This window comes from Rhodococcus sp. 05-2254-5 (assembly GCF_002258575.1).
Lineage (GTDB): Bacteria > Actinomycetota > Actinomycetes > Mycobacteriales > Mycobacteriaceae > Rhodococcoides > Rhodococcoides fascians.
The window spans coordinates 1-17,339 of the sequence record NZ_NOZG01000025.1 but is presented as its reverse complement, the minus strand read 5'-3'; the positions used below and the strand labels follow the sequence as shown (position 1 = coordinate 17,339).

Here is a 17,339-nt window from a genome sequence, read left to right as displayed (position 1 = left end):
TTCGATACCACCCGCCCCGGCCGCGCCGCCCGCTCCACCCGCAGCCCCTCCCGCACCGGTTCGCTCCGAGGCTCCGGAAGTCAGTCTGACCAAGTCCAAGCCCGTCAGTCTGTCCAAGGGTCAGAAGGTCACGCTGCGCAAGGACGGCGGCGTGGCCCTGACGGTGATTCGCATGGGTCTCGGCTGGGATCCGGTGACGACACCGAAGAAGGGTGGACTGTTCGGAGGCGGAGGCCGTGCCGCGAACATCGACCTGGACGCGTCGGCGATCATGCTGGCAGATCGCAACGTCAACGATGTCGTGTACTACGGCCAGCTCAACGCCAAGGACGGGTCGATCACGCACAAGGGAGACAACCTGACCGGCGAGGGTGAGGGCGACGACGAGGTCATCGTCGTCGATCTGACGCGGGTACCCCAGCACGTCACCGGCATCGTCTTCACGGTCACCTCGTACCGCGGCCAGACGTTCGAGCAGGTCGCCAATGCGTTCTGCCGGCTGGTCGACAACACCACCAACACCGAACTCGCCCGCTTCACCCTGCAGGGCGGCATGCCGTTCACCGGATTGGTGATGGCGAAGGTCTACCGCCAGGGCAGTGAATGGAAGCTACAGGCCATCGGCGACGGCATCCAGGCCAAGCACGCCGGTGAAGCCGTCAAGCAGCTCGGCCGCTATATGTGACTGCACGCCGACCGGGTCGATCTGCAGCGCCGTCGAGTACGCCACCGAGCGGGTCGACGGCGCTGCCGTTTCGAATGAGATCCTCCGACGGCCGGTAGATCTGCCGAACGATCAACGCACACAAGCTGATCACTGCGATATCGCGCACGACCACGGTGGCGGTGAACCACTGTTCGGGCAGACCCTTGTTGTCCACGCCCAGGTAGTAGTACATCCGGGGGAACCAGACGAACGCGTCGATTGCCATCCACGCCAACAGGATTCGACGATGCGGTAGAGCCAGCACCGCGAGAGGGACCAGCCACAACGAGTACTGGGGACTCCACACCTTGTTGGTCAGCAGGAACCCGGCCACCACCAGAAACACCAACTGGGCCAGCCTCGGCCGGGTCGGAGCCGTCGTACCGATGTAGGCGATCAGCGCACACACGACGGCGAAGAGCAGCAGCGTGACTGCGTTGAGAACCATCGGCTTGTCCCCCGGATAGAGGGGGCCGTCGAAGCCCGTCCATCCGGTGAAGGAAGTGACGACGTTGTACAGCGAATCGGGGTCGGCTCCGCGCTCGGAGTTGAGCCGGAAGAACTCGTACCACCCCGTCGGATACAGCAGAGCCAGTGGAAGATTGACCGCAAGCCAGGCCCCGAGGGCAGCCGCTGCGGTCAGCCCCCACTCGCGCATGCGGCCCGCCCGCCAGCACAACACCAGCAGCGGTCCGAGGAACAGCAACGGGTAGAGCTTGGTGGCGCCGCCGAGGCCGAGTAGTACACCGGCCAGTACGGGCCGCTTCTTGGCCCAGGCCAGCAGACCGGTGAGCGCGAATGCCGTTGCGAGAGCGTCGAAGTTGGTGAATCCATGCACGATCACCAGCGGTGAGGCAGCCACCAGGGCAGCGTCCCAGATGCGTCGCCCCGCCGAGATCGCCGTCGCCCACACGGTGACCAGCCACGCGACGGCCAATCCCAGAGCGACGACGTTGAAGTAGACGACCACAGGCAGGGCTTGCGGCAGGAAACTCAGTGAGTTCCATGCCTTTCCGACGACCATCGAGCCGTACTGGTACAGGCCGGCAATGACCGGATATTCCATGTACCGGATCTGACTCGACCCGTCGGCCTTCGTTTCTTCCCAGGACTTCTTGTACGGAAACGCGCCTTGGTCGAGCCGCTCGGCACCGTAGAGCGGCACGGTGTCCGAATAGCACATCGCCACGTACTGGCGACTGCCGCTCCAGTCGAGTCCGAGTTCACCGTTCGGACCCACCGGTGCCTGTTGAATGCACGCTGCCTTGGCGAACCAGCCGAAGCAGAGAAAGACCACAGCGAGCAACAGGATGACCCGCAGCGCAGTGAACCACCGTTGCCGACCGACCAGAGCGTGCGCGCCCACCGGCCCGCCGATGACCGAGGACAGTTCCTCGGTCATCGGATCGGTACGGCTGGGTGCGTCACGGTCCGTTGCACTCGCCGTGTCCAGGCGACCAGGACTGGCAAGGGCTCTGCCCTTGCGCTCGGGTTCGGTCGTCACCGTTCGGTGCTACTGGCCGGGAGTCGCCGGTTCGGGGGCTGCCGGCTCGGGTGCTGCCGGTGGCTGTGCGGGCTGAGCCGGGGCCAGACCCGGCAGCGGAATGGTGACGCCCGGCAGAATCTCGACCTGACGCGGCGTGATGACCACCGGCGGCGAAATCTCCGTCGGGATCGGCAGAGTCACGGGCGGCGGCGCGGACGGAGCCACCGTCGTGACCGGTGCGGCCGGTGCCGAGTACTGCGGGACACCTGCCTGACCGGCGATGGCCTCGGGCGTCGGGAACGTCTCGTTCGAGGTGCCCTCGAGCGTGCCGTCCATCGTCGCCTTCCAGATGTCCGACGGTATGCCCGATCCGTAGATCGGACCGCCGTAACTGTTCTCGAGCGGCAAGCCCTGCTCGGTACCGACCCACACCGCCGTCGACAGTGACGGGGTGTACCCGACCATCCAGGCGTCCTTGTTCTGTCCGGTATCACCGAGCTGCGCGGTACCGGTCTTCGCCGCCGATTGACGACCACCCGCGAGGTTGTGACCGTTGGAGTACCCGGCGATCGGACGCATCGCCGACGTCACGTTGTCGGCCACCGCCGCCGAGACGACCTGCTGACCGGCCTCGGGTGCACGATCGAGCAACACCGTGCCGTCGGCCGTGACGACCTTCTGCACGAAGTGCGGGGTGTGGTAGACGCCGGAGGCTGCCAGTGTGGCGTAGGCCGAGGCCATATCGATCACCCGCGACTGGTACTGGCCGAGCACGATTCCGTAGTTCGGGCCCGCGTTGTCGGGCTCGGTCAGCGTGGGGCCGACGCCCTCGATCTCCTGCGGGATACCGAGCTTGTGTGCCATGTCCGCGATCGCCTGCGGGCCGTTGTCCATGCCCAGCATCATGCGGTAGAAGCTCGTGTTCAGCGACCGCTTGAGGGCTTCGGCGATGGTGCACGTGCCACAGGATTCGCCCTCGACGTTGCTGATCTGGATGCCGTTGACGTCGAGCGAGGAACTGTCGTACATCTTCGACAGCGGAATGCCCTGGTCCAAGGCAGCGGCGAGGCCGAACACCTTGAACGACGATCCGGTCTGCAACCCGGACTGCGCGAAGTCGAAACCGCGCCCGTCCGCGCCGCCGTAGTACGAGCGGACCGCGCCACTGCGCGGATCGATCGACACCGACGCCGTGCGCAGCTCCGACGGCTCACCCTGCAGGTTGTTGTCCACGGCCTCGACCGCGGCGGCCTGCGCCCTCGGATCGATCGTCGTCGTGATCTGCAGACCCTCGGTGTTCAGATCCTGATCACTGACCCCGACAGCCGACAACTCACGCAGTACCTGCGCCTTGATCAGACCGTTGGGACCTGCGTCGGCGGCATCACCCGAATCGACCTGAGAAATGGGGACCCACTGCGGATACTGCATCGCCGCACGCTGAGTCGGATCGAGCTGGCCCTGCGAGACCATGCCGTCGAGCACGTAGTTCCACCGCGACTGAGCACCGGTGGGGTTGACTTCCGGATCGAGTCCGGACGGCTGCTGGATGGTCGCAGCCAGTACTGCGCCTTCCTCGACCGAGAGCTGATCCACGGATTTGCCGAAGTACGCCGTCGACGCGGCAGCGATGCCATAAGCGCCACGACCGAAATAGATGGTGTTCAGATACGCCGCGAGAATGTCGTCCTTGGACCATTGGCGAGCCATCTTCGACGAGATGACCAGCTCGCGCATCTTTCGCGTCAACGTCCGCTCGGAGCCGACCACCGCATTCTTGACGTACTGCTGGGTGATCGTGGAACCGCCGCCCGCGCTGTCACGTCCGAGAACGTTGTCGCGCAGGGCACGGCCGAAGCCGGTCACCGAGAACCCGGGATTGGAATAGAAGTCGCGATCCTCCGCCGAGAGCACGGCGTTACGCACGTGCTCCGGAATCTGGTCGATCGTGACATCGGTTCGGTTGCCCTCGGGTGGCACCACCTTGCCGAGCACGCTCGACCCGTCGGAGGCGAAGATCGTCGCAACCTGATTGGTCCTGAGGTCACCGGGCCGCGGGACGTCCACCAGCGTGTACGCCACCATGAACAGCAGAATCGGCACTATCAGGCCCAAGGCGACCAACGCATACAACGTGCGTCGAACTACCCGCCACTTGGACTTCTTCTTCGTTTTCGCGGCGGAACCTCTTTCGGGGGGCTCGGGCGGTTCGTTGCCCGAGGAGCTAGCTGATGGATCGTTCGGTTCGTGTGGCGGCGGGACGGATCCCGATCGAGTGACACCTGCCGCGGCGTAGCGACCGTCACCGGACGGTCGACCCTGCGGTGGCATCGGACGCTGACCCGGAGGCGGACCCGGACGTTGGCCGGCGGGAGGCATCGGCGGTCGACCCTGCGGTGGCATCGGACGCTGCCCAGGAGGGGGCCCGGGGCGCTGGCCCGGAGGCGGTACCGGACGCTGACCCGGAGGTGGCATCGGCGGTCGACCCTGCGGTGGCATCGGACGCTGCCCAGGAGGCGGTCCGGGGCGCTGGCCCGGAGGCGGTACCGGACGCTGACCCGGAGGAGGCACCGGCCGTTGGCCCGGTGGGGGTACCGGACGACGTCCGGGCGGATCGGAATGGCGGCTGCCGCGCGGTGGTCCGGGCACGTCGGGGCGCCGTCCGGAGTCGCTACGGCCAGGTTCGTTGTTACCCGGGTTGTTGTCGTAGGGGGAACTCACGTACGAATCTCCAGTAATCTCGGCGGCCGCGTCGAATTCTCGGTGGCTGGGTTCAGCGAAGCGATTGTGTCATTCACTCGCAGTTCGACGGTTCGGTTGACGGGATCCCGATCGTGGGCGACGGGGTTGCTTGGGTGCGGGCACGGCCCCGAGGACGGAGGACTGGACGAGGTGATTCCAGCTGCACGAGCGGCAGACCTCGACCACATGGACCGAAAATTCCTCTTGGGTGGCAGCCAGCCGGCCGAGTTCGTCGGCCGTTCTCGCGGAGCCGGACAGGGGTCCGAGCTTCTCGCCGAACACCCACGACACCAGCGTGAGCTGCTCCTTCCGGCAGATCGGGCACACTACGTCGCTGCCGCGGCCGTGGAACTTGGCGGCACGTAGAAGATAGGGATCTGCATCGCAGACCGCTGCCACGCCCGTCCTACCGGAGTAGACCTCGGCCAGCAGCGACCGACGCTGAAGGGCGTAGTCCACCACCTGTCGCTGAAGTCGCACGAGAACCAGAGTACGTGCGGCAGTGTCGATGGAGACCTGCGATCCCCGCCTGGACGACGATCGACCCCCATTCCTGGGCCGAGAAACTATGCTCCACCTGTGCCGACGCGACTGTCACCCAGTACGCGAGCGCGTGATGTGGATCGCACCGACACTTGCGCCACGTTGGACGAAGCACTCGCCGATGGCCAGCTGTCCGATTTCGAGCACGCCGCAAGGGTCGATCTGGCGAAGGAAGCCGACACGATCGCCGATCTGCACGCCCTCATCGAGGACCTTCAGAACGACACCGACCTGCCGCCGATGGCCGACCCGATCGAGTTCGCGCATCCGATCACGACGGCAAAGGGCTCACGCCTGGGCTTCATGGCCGTCGCGGTCCCTGCCGTTGCCGCCCTCGTGGCGCTCACCTTCGGCATTCGCGCGTGCTCGAACACCAATGACCCCGAATCGGGTCTCGGGTCGGCCGGGTACAAGAATCCTGCAGTCGTCGTAGATATCGTCGATGCACTGCAACAGAAGATCGGCACGTCGGTGGTCGACAGACTCGGGCTGTACGACGACTACGCCGTCATTTCGGCACCCGCACCCGGGGTGCCACAGAAACAGGTCAGCTACACCTATCGCGACGGCGTGATCGACGACTACGACGACAACTTCTCGAGCACCCGCGACTTCGACGAACCTCAGATCGACCTGGCGACGGTCGATCTGACGAAGGCAGCGGGGATCATCGCCGGTGCCCGCGAGAGCTTGAACATGAGTCGCATCGACAGCTACAACGTGAGCTTCCACGGCAGCGACAACGGCCCGCAAATTTCCGTCTCCGCCGACAACACCGACCAGGAAAGCGGAACTCTCCTATTCGATCCCGCAGGCAACTTCCTGCGTGTCACGCCGTTTTCGTTCGGCTGATCAGTCCGGAAAGGAAGCCCGCAGGTGGCACCACGACCCGATTTTCGCGCTCGCGACATAGACCGCGCGCTGACCGCCACCGTTCTGGATTCCGCGTACGCCGACGGCCAGCTCACCTTCGACGAGCACCGCCTACGTAGCGAACGTGCGCGGGTGGCCATCACCCTGCGCGATCTGCGACGACTGGTCTCCGACCTACAAATCGACGTCGACCTTCCGGAACCACCGCCGCGAACATCCGAGCCGAAGAACCGGCTACTGCTGGCACTCGGCTCGGTCGTCATCGTGACTGTAGGGCTAGTGGTGTTTCTGTCGACCAGGACCGGCGAACAACCGGTTCCGACTGCTGCCGTCGTCGCGTCCACGTCGACGCGCAGCGTGACCCCCACCGTGCCGATGGACCTGCCGGTCGACGTCACCCCGATAGTCGCTCGCCCGTTCGTTTTCGACACGGCAGCCGGACTCGACGATTTCCGAGAACGCTACGTGCAACGTTTCGGCAGTTCGCAGGTTCTCGAGGTGTTCATTCAGATGGACGGCAACCGTGCCGACGTCTATCGCCCGACGGCAGAGGGCCGACGAGAGCGCGTGTTCGTCTCCGGGGGGTTCGAGATGTATCACGAGACCGACGCGCCAGACGCGCAAGAGGCTCTCTTCGACTGGGCCACAATTGATTCCGCAGTTCTGGCCGGCCTCGTCGCGGGAACGCCCGAGGCCGTCGGGGTTCCGGACGCCGCCGTCGAGTACGTCATGATCACCGATTCCCGCGGCGAGCAGCGCATCTCGATCACCGCACACAACGACGACGATCAGGGTGGCCGCGTCGAAGCGGACTTCGCGGGCAACATCGTCTCGGTAAGCCGATAGACGCCGCGAATCATGTTGCGTGTCGGCTACTTCGGGCTCTCGTGCGTGATGGCGCGGTAACCGGTTGCCCCTGCCCTGTCGACTGCGGCCTTGACGACGCCGAACACCGCACCGTGGACGGCTGCCGCGATCAGCACCTCTCGGACGGAGCGATTCAGATCTTTCGGGTCGGGGGCCGCCGCGTCGTCGTCGCCGACGTGCTTCCACACCTGCTTGAACACCGCGCCGGCCGCCAGCCCGCCGAGCACACTCGTCGCCAACGACATCGGTCTGTAGAACGCCTTCGATACTGCACTCATCGAAACACCTTTCTCGTACGTCGGCGACGAAGAAGAACCGTCACCAACACTGCGGTCACCACGAAGCCCACGGCCCCTGCGGCAGTGCCGGGCCTACTGCGCACCGCATCGGAGGCACGTGTCGCCTGTCGAGAGGCCTCGTTGCCCACTCGAGTGGGGATGTCGGCTTTGGCCGCGAGAGCGGCGACGGTGTCGGCCAGTTCGGAACGCTGTTCCTCGATGCTGGGCGGCTGATCGGAGTTGCCGGAAACACTGTGGGCCGGTGAGTCGGTCATCGGATGCCCTCCTTCACTGCGGTGATGTCGTCGCCGATACGTGCTGCGGTGTCCGCGGGAATCGGCGGCAAGGCCTTCTTTGCCCGTGACGCGCCGACTGCGGCCAGGATGCCCCCGATCGCCAGCACCACGATCGCGACGATCAGCGCTGCGAGCCATGCGGACAACACTGTTGCCAGTCCGAGCACTGCGGTAGCGATCAAGGTGGCGAGCCCGAGGAACAGCAGCAGCGCACCCGCGCCGGAGATTCCGACGCCCACCCCGAGGCGACTTCCCTTGCTCTTGACTTCGGCGAGTCCGGCGTCGATCTCGGTCCGGACGAGCGTCGAGACCTGAGTCGCCAGTCGCTCGATCAGCTGCACCGTCGACAGGTCCGCCACGTGGGAGCCCCGCTCGGACTCGGCGTTCGACAGTGGGGGCGGTTGATCGTATTCGTGCATGATGCGCTCCTTCGATGTAGTGCCGTCCTGTGTCGATACCCGCGAAGGACCCCGAAAAACACGTCCGCAAATGCCGGTTCGCGCGATGTAACCGGCCATTGGTTTGTCACTTCATGTATCGGCGCGATACATTCTCCGATAGTGTGGCTCATCGCATCGCCAGGATGTGATCGTTGGATTCGAGAAGGGGGAGTTGCATGCTCGAGCTCGCAATTCTCGGACTGCTTCTCGAATCACCCATGCACGGTTACGAGCTTCGCAAGCGGCTGACCGGCCTGCTCGGAGCATTTCGTGCGTTTTCGTACGGATCGCTGTACCCGGCGCTCCGTCGACTACAAACCGACGGGCTCATCGCCGAGGACGCCGGTCCCGAACTGCTCGTGAAAAGACGAGCAAAACGGGTGTACGTGCTCACCCCCCTCGGCAGGGAACGATTTGCCGAACTGGTGGCCGACACCGGACCGCAGAACTACACCGACGACGGATTCGGCGTACATCTGGCCTTCTTCAGTCGAACCCCGGCAGAAGCTCGGGTCCGCATTCTCGAAGGCAGACGACGCCAGGTCGAGGAGCGCCGAGAAGGCCTCCGCGACGCTGTGGCCAAGGCGAACGGAACACTCGACCGCTACACCCGGCAACTCCACCAGCTCGGTCTCGAATCGAGCGAACGCGAGGTGCGCTGGCTCAACGAAGTCATCGCAGCCGAGCAAGCCGCCCCCAACCCAGCACCGTCCCACACAGCACCAAACAGGACAGTCAAGACAGAAGGAGAACCCGACCATGGGTGAGAACAACAACGCAATCCGCGTGGCCATTGTGGGTGTGGGCAACTGCGCCTCATCCCTGGTCCAGGGTGTCGAGTACTACAAGGACGCAGACGAGAACGCCACCGTTCCCGGCCTGATGCACGTCATGTTCGGCAAGTACCACGTCCGCGACGTCGAGTTCGTCGCCGCGTTCGACGTCGACGCCAAGAAGGTCGGCTTCGACCTCTCCGAGGCCATCTTCTCCAGCGAGAACAACACCATCAAGATCGCCGACGTACCCCCGAAGGACGTCCACGTCCTGCGCGGACCGACCCTCGACGGCCTCGGAAAGTACTACCGCGAGACCATCACCGAGGCCGACGGTGAAGCAGTCGACGTCGCACAGGCACTGCGTGACGCCAAGGTCGACGTCCTCGTGTCCTACCTCCCCGTCGGATCCGAAGAAGCCGACAAGTTCTACGCACAGGCCGCCATCGACGCAGGCGTCGCCTTCGTCAACGCCCTCCCCGTCTTCATCGCCTCCGACCCCGTCTGGGCCAAGAAGTTCACCGACGCTGGCGTCCCCATCGTCGGCGACGACATCAAGAGCCAGGTCGGTGCCACCATCACCCACCGTGTCATGGCGAAGCTGTTCGAAGACCGCGGCGTGCAGCTCGACCGCACCATGCAGCTCAACGTCGGCGGCAACATGGACTTCCTCAACATGCTCGAGCGCACCCGCCTCGAGTCGAAGAAGATCTCCAAGACCCAGGCCGTCACGTCGAACCTGCAGAAGGAATTCAACGCCAAGGACGTCCACATCGGACCGTCCGACCACGTCGGCTGGCTCGACGACCGCAAGTGGGCCTACGTCCGCCTCGAAGGCCGCGCCTTCGGTGACGTTCCCCTGAGCCTCGAATACAAGCTCGAGGTCTGGGACTCGCCCAACTCCGCCGGCGTCATCATCGACGCAGTCCGCGCCGCGAAAATCGCCAAGGATCGCGGCATCGGTGGACCGGTCATCCCGGCTTCCGCATACCTGATGAAAAGCCCGCCGAAGCAGCTGGCCGACGACGTCGCTCGCGAACAACTCGAAGCCTTCATCATCGACGCGTAATTCTCCGCGGCACTGACGCCCGCCGGTCCACTCAACGTGACATTGACCCCCCAATAGGCCACCAAATGTCACATTGAGTACCGGCGGGCGTTCGTCTATCCCGCCTCGACGATGGCGCGAGGGTCGAAGGTCACCCTGATTTCGGTGATTTTGCCGTTCTCGATTCGTTGCCAGTTCGCGGTGGGGGCCGGGGGTGCGATGGACGTGTGCAGCTCGAACCACGTCAACACGTTCGGGCCATCGACGAAGACGTGCGCGATGTCGATGTCGGTGACGATCTGCGACATTCCCTTCAACCCGGCGACGCATTCTTCGCCGCTGTCGGCGGTGCCCAGTGGCCCCCGAAACGTTGCGTCTTCGTGCAGGATCGACGCCAGAGTGTCGAAGTCCTTCGACTTCCAGGCCTCGAAGTAGGTCGCTGCAATTTGTGCGGGTGTCTGTGTCATGGATTCGAGTCTCGAACCGGCGCAGTCAGAAGTCCAACAGTTGGTTCGGATCATCGCCAGAACTTTTACTCATAGCCGCAGCTAGACATCACGCGCTATCGTTCTCGCGTGGCCATCGATCCCACCTCGAAGCATCCGATTCTCGAACGCGTTCGCGCTCTGGCGTTCGCATACCCCGACGTGACCGAGAAGGTTTCGCACGGCAGGCCGACCTTCCGCACGACCTCGGTGTTCGTCTACTTCGGCGGCGGCGTCAAAGGCGGCGATCAGTTCGATCTGTCGATCATCGTCAAATGCGAGAGCGCCGAGGAGCAGCGAGCCTGCGAACTCGAGCCGTGCTACTTCCATCCCGCCTACCTCGGACCCGCAGGCTGGGTGGGATTCGACCTGAGCAGTGACCGCAAAGACAAGGCCGACAGCGATGTCTGGGCCGAAGCCGCCGAACTGATCGACTGCAGCTACCGCGTCACCGCGCCGAAGCGCGCGATAGCCCGCCTCGATGCCGGCGAAGGTCCCGATCTGGGAGTACAGCAATGGAACTGAGGCAGCTCGAGTATTTCGTCGCGGTGGCCGAGGAAGCGAACTTCACCCGCGCTGCCGCCCGCGTTCACATCAGTCAATCGGGGGTCAGCGCGCAGATCAGGGCGCTCGAGCGCGAACTCGGGGCCGAGCTGATCGACAGATCCGGTGGCACAGCCACTTTGACCACAGCCGGCCAGGCGGCGTTGCCGCAGGCCCGCGCGACACTCGCCGCGGCAGGATCCGTCAAACAATCCGTCGACGATGTGACGGGCCTACTGCGCGGCAGACTGAGCGTCGGTATGGTCACCGCCTGCACCGTTCCCCCACTGTTCGACGCGTTGGCGGGCTTCCACGCGGCACATCCCGGCGTCGACATTGCTTTGCGCGAGGGTAATTCGGACGATCTCGTCGCGGATGTTCGATCCGGCGAGCTGGATCTTGCGTTGGTCGGTCTCGCTTCTCGGACCCCCGCCGGACTCGAATCGATGGTGGTGATCGACGAGCGGATCGTTGCCGCCGTGCCGGCGGAGCATCCACTGGCGGCGCAGAAGGACGCGACACTCGCCGAGGTGTGCGAATATCCGATCGTTGCCCTTCCGCCGGGCACAGGAATTCGTGCGGTGTTCGACAGGGACTGCGCCGGGGGAGGTCTGTCACCGTCGATCACGTTGCAGGCCAGCGCACCTGACGCGGTAGCCGACCTCGCCACCCGCGGTTTGGGGGTCGGGATTCTCAGCCGGTCGATGGCCGAATTCTACGGCGACCGGCTCGTCGCGATCGAGCTGACCGACTCGCACACCGCCGCCCTGCTGGCCCTGGTGTGGCGCAGCGCGATGAGTCCGGCACTGGCCGAACTGGTGGGCATCGCGACGACGAGTTTCAGCGAATCTTCTTGACGGTGAACCACAGTGCGACCAGCAAGCCGAGCAGCGCTACGGACGGCAGCACGCCGGGATCACCTCCGATGATCCCGGCTACGGCGAAACCGAGAGCTACCAGCGCAAAGAACCCGAGAATGCCTGCCAACAACTGCAGGTGGTCCTGCGCCGTCACGACTTGACGCCGCCCGCCGTCAGTCCGGAGATGATGCGGCGCTGGAACAGCAGCACCATGATCACCAGTGGAATCGCAACGATGGTGCCCGCGGCCATGATCGCGGCATACGGCACCACGAGCGGATCGTTGCCGGTGAACCGCGCGATGGCGACGGTCACCGGTTCGGTCTTGTCACTCGAGAGCTGACTGGCCAGCAGGTACTCGTTCACTGCGGCGATGAACGCGAGAATCGCGGTGGTGAACAAGGCAGGCGCGGCGAGCGGGAGCATCACCAGGCGGAATGCCTGGAATCGTCCGGCACCGTCGATCCGCGCGGCTTCTTCGAGCTCCCAGGGCAATTCGGCGAAGAACGCCGCCAGCGTATAGATCGTCAGCGGTAGAACGAACGAGATGTTCGGGATGACCATTGCCTGGTAGCTGCCGATCCACCCGATGTTGGTGAAGAACTGGAACAGCGGGGTCACCAATGCGACGACGGGAAACATCGACGCACCCAGGATGATGCCCGTCACCACGTACTTGAAGCGAAAGTCGATGCGCGAGAGTGCGTACGCGGTGAAGATGCCGATGACCAACGCGATCAGAGTGGTCGCGCCGCCCACGATCAGACTGTTGCCCACCGCACGCAGGAAGTTGTTGCCGTTTGCCGTCGACAACGCGTTCTCGAAGTTCTCCCACGTGACGTGCGTCGGCCACGGCGTCGTGTCGAAGGTGTAGCGCGGGTCGCGGAATGCGGTGACGACCATCCAATAAAACGGTGCCAGTCCCCAGACGAGAATGACGACGACGCCGAGAAAGATGCGAGCTTGCTTCATCGGCCGGGCCCCTTGCGCTGATTGTCCTGAGTGGCAACGGCATTGGCACCGAGAAACTTCACCAGGATGAACGCCACGACGAAGATCATGATGAACGAGATCGTCGACAACGAGGCAGCGCTGTTGAATCCCTGACGAATCTGATCCACCACCAGGATCGAGATGGTCCGGGTGGCGGGATTGCCCTCGGTGAGGATCGCCGGCAAGTCGTACATACGCAGCGCGTCCATGGTGCGGAACAGAATTGCCACCATCAACGCGGGCTTGACCAACGGCAGTGTGATCCTGGTGAACCGCTGCCACGCCGACGCCCCGTCGACGCGGGCCGCCTCGTAGACGTCGGCTGGAATCATCTGCAACCCGGCCAGGATCAGCAACGCCATGAACGGCGTCGTCTTCCACACGTCGGCGATGATGACGGCGAAACGAGCGGGCCACGCGTCGCCGGTCCACAGAATGTTGGTTCCCAGAATGCGATTGGCGACACCGTCGTACGCGAAGATGAAGTACCAGAGCTTGGCCGTGACCGCCGTCGGGATCGCCCAGGGGATCAGGATTGCCGCGCGCAACAGGGCGCGTCCGGCGAAGGTCTTACCCATGATGACGGCCATTCCGAAGCCGATGACCACCTCGATGGACACCGTGACGACCGTGAAGAACGCGGTGTTTCCGACGGCGCCCCAGAACTGCGACCCCAGCGTTCCCGGCGGGCAGGGCACCGATGTGCCCGACGCCGAGGTGCATTGCTGCAGGATCCAGTGCGTGTAGTTGTCGAAGCCGGCAGATCCACCGGTGACGAACATGCCGGTGGCGGGATCGAGACCGGGATCCTTGGAGAAGGACATCACCAGGGCTCGGATCACCGGGTAGACGATGACGATCGCGAGGATCACCATCGTCGGTGCGATCAACAGCCAGGCCCGACCCTGCGTCAGGCCGAACCGCTTGTTCTTGGACCGCACATGCCGACCGCGGCCGGGGGACGAGCCCCCGGCCGCGGTGGTTGCGGCGGCCCCACTGGTCACACCAGCAGGTACAGCCATTGGTTCTCCCGAAATCAGTTGGCGCCGGCGGTTTCGATACCGGCCTGCATGTCCGTGATCGCCTGGTCGACGCTCTTCTCACCCTTGATGGCGGCAGAGACGTTGTCCTGCACAGCCTTCGAGACGGCCGGGTAGAACGGGGTGACGGGACGCGGAACGGCATTCTCGATGGATGCCTTCAATGCGGGAAGGTACGGCATCGCGGCGATCAGTGCGGGATCGTCGTACAGCGAGGAGAGCACGGGCGGCAAAGCACCCTCGGCGATGATGCGCTGCGCCTTCTCGCCCTGCATGAAGCGCAGGAAGTCGGCAGCAGTGGCCTTGTTCTCGGAGTACGCGCTGATCGCGGCGTTGTATCCGCCGAGCGTCGAGGTGCCCACTCCGGTGACGCCGGGAAGCGGTGCGACCGCATACTTTCCGACCACAGCCGAACCTTCTTCTGCGGCGGTGCCGTAGACGTACGGCCAGTTGCGCAGGAACAGTGTCTTTCCGTCCTGGAACGCCTGCTGGCTGTCGGACTCCTTGAACGTGGTGTCCTGGGCCGGGATGACGCCGGTCTCGAACGCGGTGACCAGAGTCTGCAGTCCGGCCTTGGCTTCCGGGCTGTTGACGGTGGGGGTCTTGCCGTCTTCGCCGACGATCGATCCGCCGTGCGCGTTGATGATCTCCGACGCGTTGGCCGTCAGACCCTCGTAGGGGGCGAATTGCCCTGCGTAGCAGTCGATGTTGTTGTCGCGGGCGACCTGGCAGTCCTCGGTGAGCTCGGCCCAGGTGGTGGGTGCTTCGGGGAGCAGATCACTGCGGTAGTAGAGCAGTCCGCCGTTGGTGTTCTTCGGTGCGGCGTACTGCTTGCCGTTGTAGGTCGCGCTCGCGACGGTCGCCGGAAGAACGCCTGCGTTGTCGAGTGCGAATTCGCCCTCGAGCGGCACGAGCCAGCCCTTGGCCGCGAACTCGGCGGTCCAGACGACGTCGAGTGCCATGACGTCGTAGTCGCTCTGCTGCGCCTGGAGCTGCTGAACGAAGTCGTCGTGGGCCTGATCGGCGTCGGCGGACTGCTCCTTGAAGGTGACCTGCTGATCAGGGTTGGCGGCGTTCCACTCCGAGATGATCTGCTGGACGACACCGGTCTCGGTGGTGTCCTGGCCCTCTACATACGTGATAGGTCCACGGCCGTCGGCATTTTCGGATGCAGCACCCGAATCGCCGCTCGAACCGCTGTCGCTCGAACATCCGGTGAGCGTCAGCAGCGTGGCTGCTGTCGCAACCACTGCCACCTTCGTGATCAAAGACGCCATTGTTTTCTCCACTTACTTCTACGCGGTGGTATGCGCCCGGAGATGGGCACGCAGAATCGTGCTGTGATGCTCCCCCGACACATATGTCGATGGGTACTGTGGCACACAACTCACCGCGTAGGGGTCATTATCGAGTTCCTGAATCGGTCAACCCGGACGTGTCGGAGGTGCCCGGTACCCTTTCGCTCATGAGTTCGGACAAGATGCTGACGCGAATCGGCGGATTGCTGCGTCAGGCGGAGTCCACCGACAACCCCCACGAGGCCGAGGCCTTCATGGAGGCCGCGCAGCGTTTGGCCACGTCGGCGTCGGTGGACCTGGCGGTGGCGCGTTCGCACAGCGCATCCCGCGAACGGCAGGCGACGCCGACTCAGAAGGTCATCCCCATCGGTGAACCGGGCAAGCGTGGACTCAAGACCTACGTTCAACTGTTCGTCGCCATCGCTCATGCAAACGATGTCCAGTGCGATGTCGCCAGATCGTCGACGCAGGTGTTCGCCTACGGTTTCGACTCGGACATCGAGACCACCGAAGCCCTGTACTCCTCTTTGCTGATTCAGATGGTCCGAGCGTCCGACGCGTACATCAAGTCCGGTGCCTACAAATCCGAGACGGCCATCCGCACCGTCACCGAGGTCAAGAATCGTCGCCGCTACACCCGACGCGAGGAAGTGCCCGTCGCCGCCGTGACGGCACGTCTGAACTTCCAGACGGCATTCGCGTCGCGCATCGGTCAACGGCTCGCGGAGGTCAAGAAGGACACCGAGGCCAAGGCCATCGCGCAGGAGACCTCCGGTGCCGGAACCGCTCTGGTGTTGCGAGACAAAGAGATCGAGCTACGCGACTACTACCGCCAGACGTCCACTGCACGCGGGCACTGGCGAGGCCAGAGCGCGAACGCCGGGTACTCGGAGGGCGCACGCAAGGCCGGCGATCGAGCAGGTAGAAACGCGAAGATCGGTGCACACGCAGAAATCGGCGGAGCAAGCCGGCAGCTGGGACGCTGACTTCTACTGCGCCGGTGATGCCGTGAACACCGGCCACCCGATGTCGGTACGCCACAGCGCCGAGTTGTCGGTATCCCGCGGCCCGACGACGTAGACCTCGTGAACCGGCCCCGCAATGGCGAGGCCGTTGGTCTCCACGTGCACCCCTAGCGCGCCATAGGTGACGTCGATGTCGTCGTGGGGTCCGTGATGAACCGTCACCGCTAGTTCGACGGGAGGCAGTGTCATCGGCCGAACTCTGCCGACGGATGGCGCATCGACGGTGGGAACGTAGACGGTCAGCTCACCCCGCCCGTCGGTGAAGAGTTCGTTGTCGTACAACCCGCCCGGCGGCCCCGTGGTGTCCGATACGACCGCGTCGATCTCGGCCATCGCGTCCGAGTACCAGACCAGCACGTCAGACGCGTCGACCACCTCGGAAATGGCTGCAACAGAACCCTGTTCGGTGAGAATGCGTCGGACATCGATCGCGGGCGGAGTGGGATCGAGCAACCGGCGCAGCGCCGTCACGGCTGATCTGGTGTCGTCCAACTGACGCTCGAGTCGAGTGAGATGTTCGGTGATCAGTCGAGCGCGGGCATCGGGATCGGGTGTCTGCACGATTGCCCGCACCTCCCGCTCCGGCATCTGCATCTTCCGGAATCGACCGATGATCTGCGCGACCCCGACCTGATCGGTGGCGTAGTACCGGTAGCCCGAGTAGTCGTCGACCGTCGCGGGCTCGAGCAAACCCGACTCGTGATAGCGACGCAGGGTCTTCACCGACAAATGGGTGATTCGCGAGAACTCGCCGATCGTGAGCAATCCGTTCATGTCGATATTCTCGCCCCTCCCCGTGGGGGAGAGTCGACTCTCCCGGGGGAGGGGTGACGCCGGATGTAGCCGAGGCCGCCGCAAACGCGCGCGCGTTCGCCAGGTGCGCGCGGAATAGTCCCGAATTCGAGGCGAATCCACTCGCGTATGACAAACGCGCGCGCGTTTGTCATACGCGAGTGGATTCGCCTCGAATTCGGGACTATTCCGCGCGCACCTGGCGAACGCGCGCGCGTTTGCGGCGGCCTCGGCTACATCCGGCGTCACCC

At 64.4% G+C, this 17,339-nt stretch carries 20 protein-coding genes; 8 read left to right on the top strand and 12 right to left on the bottom strand.

What is annotated here, in order from left to right; genetic code table 11:
* Nucleotides 1-685, top strand: a 685-nt coding sequence (locus tag CH278_RS15810; RefSeq protein ID WP_143536270.1) for a TerD family protein, incomplete at its 5' end; no start/stop codon positions are given.
* Here the strand turns inward: CH278_RS15810 and CH278_RS15805 are convergent.
* The 3 genes from CH278_RS15805 to CH278_RS15790 form a co-directional block, all read right to left on the bottom strand.
* Nucleotides 660-2,108, bottom strand: a complete 1,449-nt coding sequence (locus CH278_RS15805; protein ID WP_094622368.1) for a glycosyltransferase family 87 protein — start codon at nt 2,106-2,108, stop codon at nt 660-662. The genes CH278_RS15810 and CH278_RS15805 overlap by 26 nt on opposite strands.
* Before the next feature lie 111 nt (nt 2,109-2,219).
* Nucleotides 2,220-4,595 carry a transglycosylase domain-containing protein gene (locus CH278_RS15800; protein ID WP_371828549.1) on the bottom strand — a complete coding sequence of 792 codons (2,376 nt, stop codon included), beginning with the start codon at nt 4,593-4,595 and terminating at the stop codon, nt 2,220-2,222.
* A 387-nt stretch (nt 4,596-4,982) separates the two neighbouring features.
* Complete coding sequence (locus tag CH278_RS15790; RefSeq protein ID WP_179274430.1) at nt 4,983-5,414, bottom strand: DUF5318 domain-containing protein; 432 nt, start codon at nt 5,412-5,414, stop codon at nt 4,983-4,985.
* A gap of 99 nt (nt 5,415-5,513) precedes the next feature.
* Between CH278_RS15790 and CH278_RS15785 the strand changes: the two genes are divergently transcribed.
* Both CH278_RS15785 and CH278_RS15780 read left to right on the top strand, forming a co-directional pair.
* Entirely contained in the window at nt 5,514-6,329 is an 816-nt protein-coding gene (locus tag CH278_RS15785) for a DUF1707 SHOCT-like domain-containing protein (RefSeq protein WP_256991850.1), read from the top strand.
* A 24-nt stretch (nt 6,330-6,353) separates the two neighbouring features.
* Entirely contained in the window at nt 6,354-7,196 is an 843-nt protein-coding gene (locus CH278_RS15780) for a DUF1707 SHOCT-like domain-containing protein (RefSeq protein ID WP_032389424.1), read from the top strand.
* Nucleotides 7,197-7,222: 26 nt separating this feature from the next.
* Here the strand turns inward: CH278_RS15780 and CH278_RS15775 are convergent, their stop codons facing one another.
* Genes CH278_RS15775 through CH278_RS15765 form a run of 3 tightly spaced genes read right to left on the bottom strand, consistent with a single transcriptional unit; the run spans nt 7,223 to nt 8,210 of the window.
* On the bottom strand, nt 7,223-7,495 hold the full coding sequence (locus tag CH278_RS15775; protein ID WP_032370038.1) for a DUF4235 domain-containing protein: 273 nt from the start codon (nt 7,493-7,495) through the stop codon (nt 7,223-7,225).
* Nucleotides 7,492-7,770, bottom strand: a complete 279-nt coding sequence (locus CH278_RS15770; protein ID WP_032370039.1) for a DUF3618 domain-containing protein — start codon at nt 7,768-7,770, stop codon at nt 7,492-7,494. The genes CH278_RS15775 and CH278_RS15770 overlap by 4 nt, the downstream gene beginning before the upstream one ends.
* On the bottom strand, nt 7,767-8,210 hold the full coding sequence (locus CH278_RS15765; RefSeq protein WP_230592952.1) for a phage holin family protein: 444 nt from the start codon (nt 8,208-8,210) through the stop codon (nt 7,767-7,769). The genes CH278_RS15770 and CH278_RS15765 overlap by 4 nt, the downstream gene beginning before the upstream one ends.
* A gap of 197 nt (nt 8,211-8,407) precedes the next feature.
* Between CH278_RS15765 and CH278_RS15760 the strand changes: the two genes are divergently transcribed.
* The gene (locus tag CH278_RS15760) at nt 8,408-8,998 is read left to right on the top strand and encodes a PadR family transcriptional regulator (protein ID WP_027495058.1); all 591 of its coding nucleotides are present in this window, start codon (nt 8,408-8,410) and stop codon (nt 8,996-8,998) included.
* The gene (locus CH278_RS15755; protein ID WP_032392609.1) at nt 8,991-10,073 is read left to right on the top strand and encodes an inositol-3-phosphate synthase; all 1,083 of its coding nucleotides are present in this window, start codon (nt 8,991-8,993) and stop codon (nt 10,071-10,073) included. The genes CH278_RS15760 and CH278_RS15755 overlap by 8 nt, the downstream gene beginning before the upstream one ends.
* 95 nt (nt 10,074-10,168) lie before the next feature.
* On the opposite strand, the gene CH278_RS15750 is transcribed toward CH278_RS15755, so the two are convergent.
* On the bottom strand, nt 10,169-10,519 hold the full coding sequence (locus tag CH278_RS15750; protein ID WP_094622363.1) for a nuclear transport factor 2 family protein: 351 nt from the start codon (nt 10,517-10,519) through the stop codon (nt 10,169-10,171).
* A gap of 108 nt (nt 10,520-10,627) precedes the next feature.
* Here CH278_RS15750 and CH278_RS15745 point away from each other — a divergent pair, with 108 nt between their 5' ends.
* Together CH278_RS15745 and CH278_RS15740 are read left to right on the top strand one after the other, a co-directional pair.
* Entirely contained in the window at nt 10,628-11,062 is a 435-nt protein-coding gene (locus CH278_RS15745) for an MmcQ/YjbR family DNA-binding protein (protein ID WP_094622362.1), read from the top strand.
* Nucleotides 11,053-11,937 carry a LysR family transcriptional regulator gene (locus CH278_RS15740; protein WP_032385220.1) on the top strand — a complete coding sequence of 295 codons (885 nt, stop codon included), beginning with the start codon at nt 11,053-11,055 and terminating at the stop codon, nt 11,935-11,937. Before CH278_RS15745 ends, CH278_RS15740 begins: the two co-directional genes overlap by 10 nt.
* On the opposite strand, the gene CH278_RS27630 is transcribed toward CH278_RS15740, so the two are convergent.
* Genes CH278_RS27630 through CH278_RS15725 form a run of 4 tightly spaced genes read right to left on the bottom strand, consistent with a single transcriptional unit; the run spans nt 11,921 to nt 15,250 of the window.
* Nucleotides 11,921-12,094 carry a hypothetical protein gene (locus tag CH278_RS27630; protein WP_167327633.1) on the bottom strand — a complete coding sequence of 58 codons (174 nt, stop codon included), beginning with the start codon at nt 12,092-12,094 and terminating at the stop codon, nt 11,921-11,923. The genes CH278_RS15740 and CH278_RS27630 overlap by 17 nt on opposite strands.
* Nucleotides 12,091-12,912 (bottom strand): carbohydrate ABC transporter permease, encoded by an 822-nt coding sequence (locus CH278_RS15735; RefSeq protein ID WP_094622361.1) that lies wholly within the window; start codon nt 12,910-12,912, stop codon nt 12,091-12,093. Before CH278_RS15735 ends, CH278_RS27630 begins: the two co-directional genes overlap by 4 nt.
* Entirely contained in the window at nt 12,909-13,955 is a 1,047-nt protein-coding gene (locus CH278_RS15730; protein ID WP_179274431.1) for a carbohydrate ABC transporter permease, read from the bottom strand. Before CH278_RS15730 ends, CH278_RS15735 begins: the two co-directional genes overlap by 4 nt.
* A 14-nt stretch (nt 13,956-13,969) precedes the next feature.
* Nucleotides 13,970-15,250: an ABC transporter substrate-binding protein gene (locus CH278_RS15725; RefSeq protein ID WP_032370043.1), complete on the bottom strand. Its 1,281-nt coding sequence runs from the start codon at nt 15,248-15,250 to the stop codon at nt 13,970-13,972.
* A 188-nt stretch (nt 15,251-15,438) separates the two neighbouring features.
* Between CH278_RS15725 and CH278_RS15720 the strand changes: the two genes are divergently transcribed.
* The gene (locus CH278_RS15720) at nt 15,439-16,257 is read left to right on the top strand and encodes a DUF2786 domain-containing protein (RefSeq protein WP_032367974.1); all 819 of its coding nucleotides are present in this window, start codon (nt 15,439-15,441) and stop codon (nt 16,255-16,257) included.
* A 3-nt stretch (nt 16,258-16,260) separates the two neighbouring features.
* Here the strand turns inward: CH278_RS15720 and CH278_RS15715 are convergent, their stop codons facing one another.
* Complete coding sequence (locus CH278_RS15715; RefSeq protein WP_094622360.1) at nt 16,261-17,070, bottom strand: MerR family transcriptional regulator; 810 nt, start codon at nt 17,068-17,070, stop codon at nt 16,261-16,263.
* Between the last annotated feature and the right edge of the window lie 269 nt (nt 17,071-17,339).

Coding starts and splice junctions, on each gene's coding strand:
- CH278_RS15755 (WP_032392609.1), top strand. CDS start 8,991: ATGGGTGAGAACAACAACGCAATCCGCGTGGCCATTGTGGGTGTGGGC.
- CH278_RS15775 (WP_032370038.1), bottom strand. CDS start 7,495: ATGAGTGCAGTATCGAAGGCGTTCTACAGACCGATGTCGTTGGCGACG.
- CH278_RS15730 (WP_179274431.1), bottom strand. CDS start 13,955: ATGGCTGTACCTGCTGGTGTGACCAGTGGGGCCGCCGCAACCACCGCG.
- CH278_RS15800 (WP_371828549.1), bottom strand. CDS start 4,595: ATGCCACCGCAGGGTCGACCGCCGATGCCTCCCGCCGGCCAACGTCCG.
- CH278_RS15760 (WP_027495058.1), top strand. CDS start 8,408: ATGCTCGAGCTCGCAATTCTCGGACTGCTTCTCGAATCACCCATGCAC.
- CH278_RS15770 (WP_032370039.1), bottom strand. CDS start 7,770: ATGACCGACTCACCGGCCCACAGTGTTTCCGGCAACTCCGATCAGCCG.
- CH278_RS15735 (WP_094622361.1), bottom strand. CDS start 12,912: ATGAAGCAAGCTCGCATCTTTCTCGGCGTCGTCGTCATTCTCGTCTGG.
- CH278_RS15750 (WP_094622363.1), bottom strand. CDS start 10,519: ATGACACAGACACCCGCACAAATTGCAGCGACCTACTTCGAGGCCTGG.
- CH278_RS15805 (WP_094622368.1), bottom strand. CDS start 2,108: ATGACCGAGGAACTGTCCTCGGTCATCGGCGGGCCGGTGGGCGCGCAC.
- CH278_RS15725 (WP_032370043.1), bottom strand. CDS start 15,250: ATGGCGTCTTTGATCACGAAGGTGGCAGTGGTTGCGACAGCAGCCACG.
- CH278_RS15720 (WP_032367974.1), top strand. CDS start 15,439: ATGAGTTCGGACAAGATGCTGACGCGAATCGGCGGATTGCTGCGTCAG.
- CH278_RS15765 (WP_230592952.1), bottom strand. CDS start 8,210: ATGCACGAATACGATCAACCGCCCCCACTGTCGAACGCCGAGTCCGAG.
- CH278_RS15740 (WP_032385220.1), top strand. CDS start 11,053: ATGGAACTGAGGCAGCTCGAGTATTTCGTCGCGGTGGCCGAGGAAGCG.
- CH278_RS15715 (WP_094622360.1), bottom strand. CDS start 17,070: ATGAACGGATTGCTCACGATCGGCGAGTTCTCGCGAATCACCCATTTG.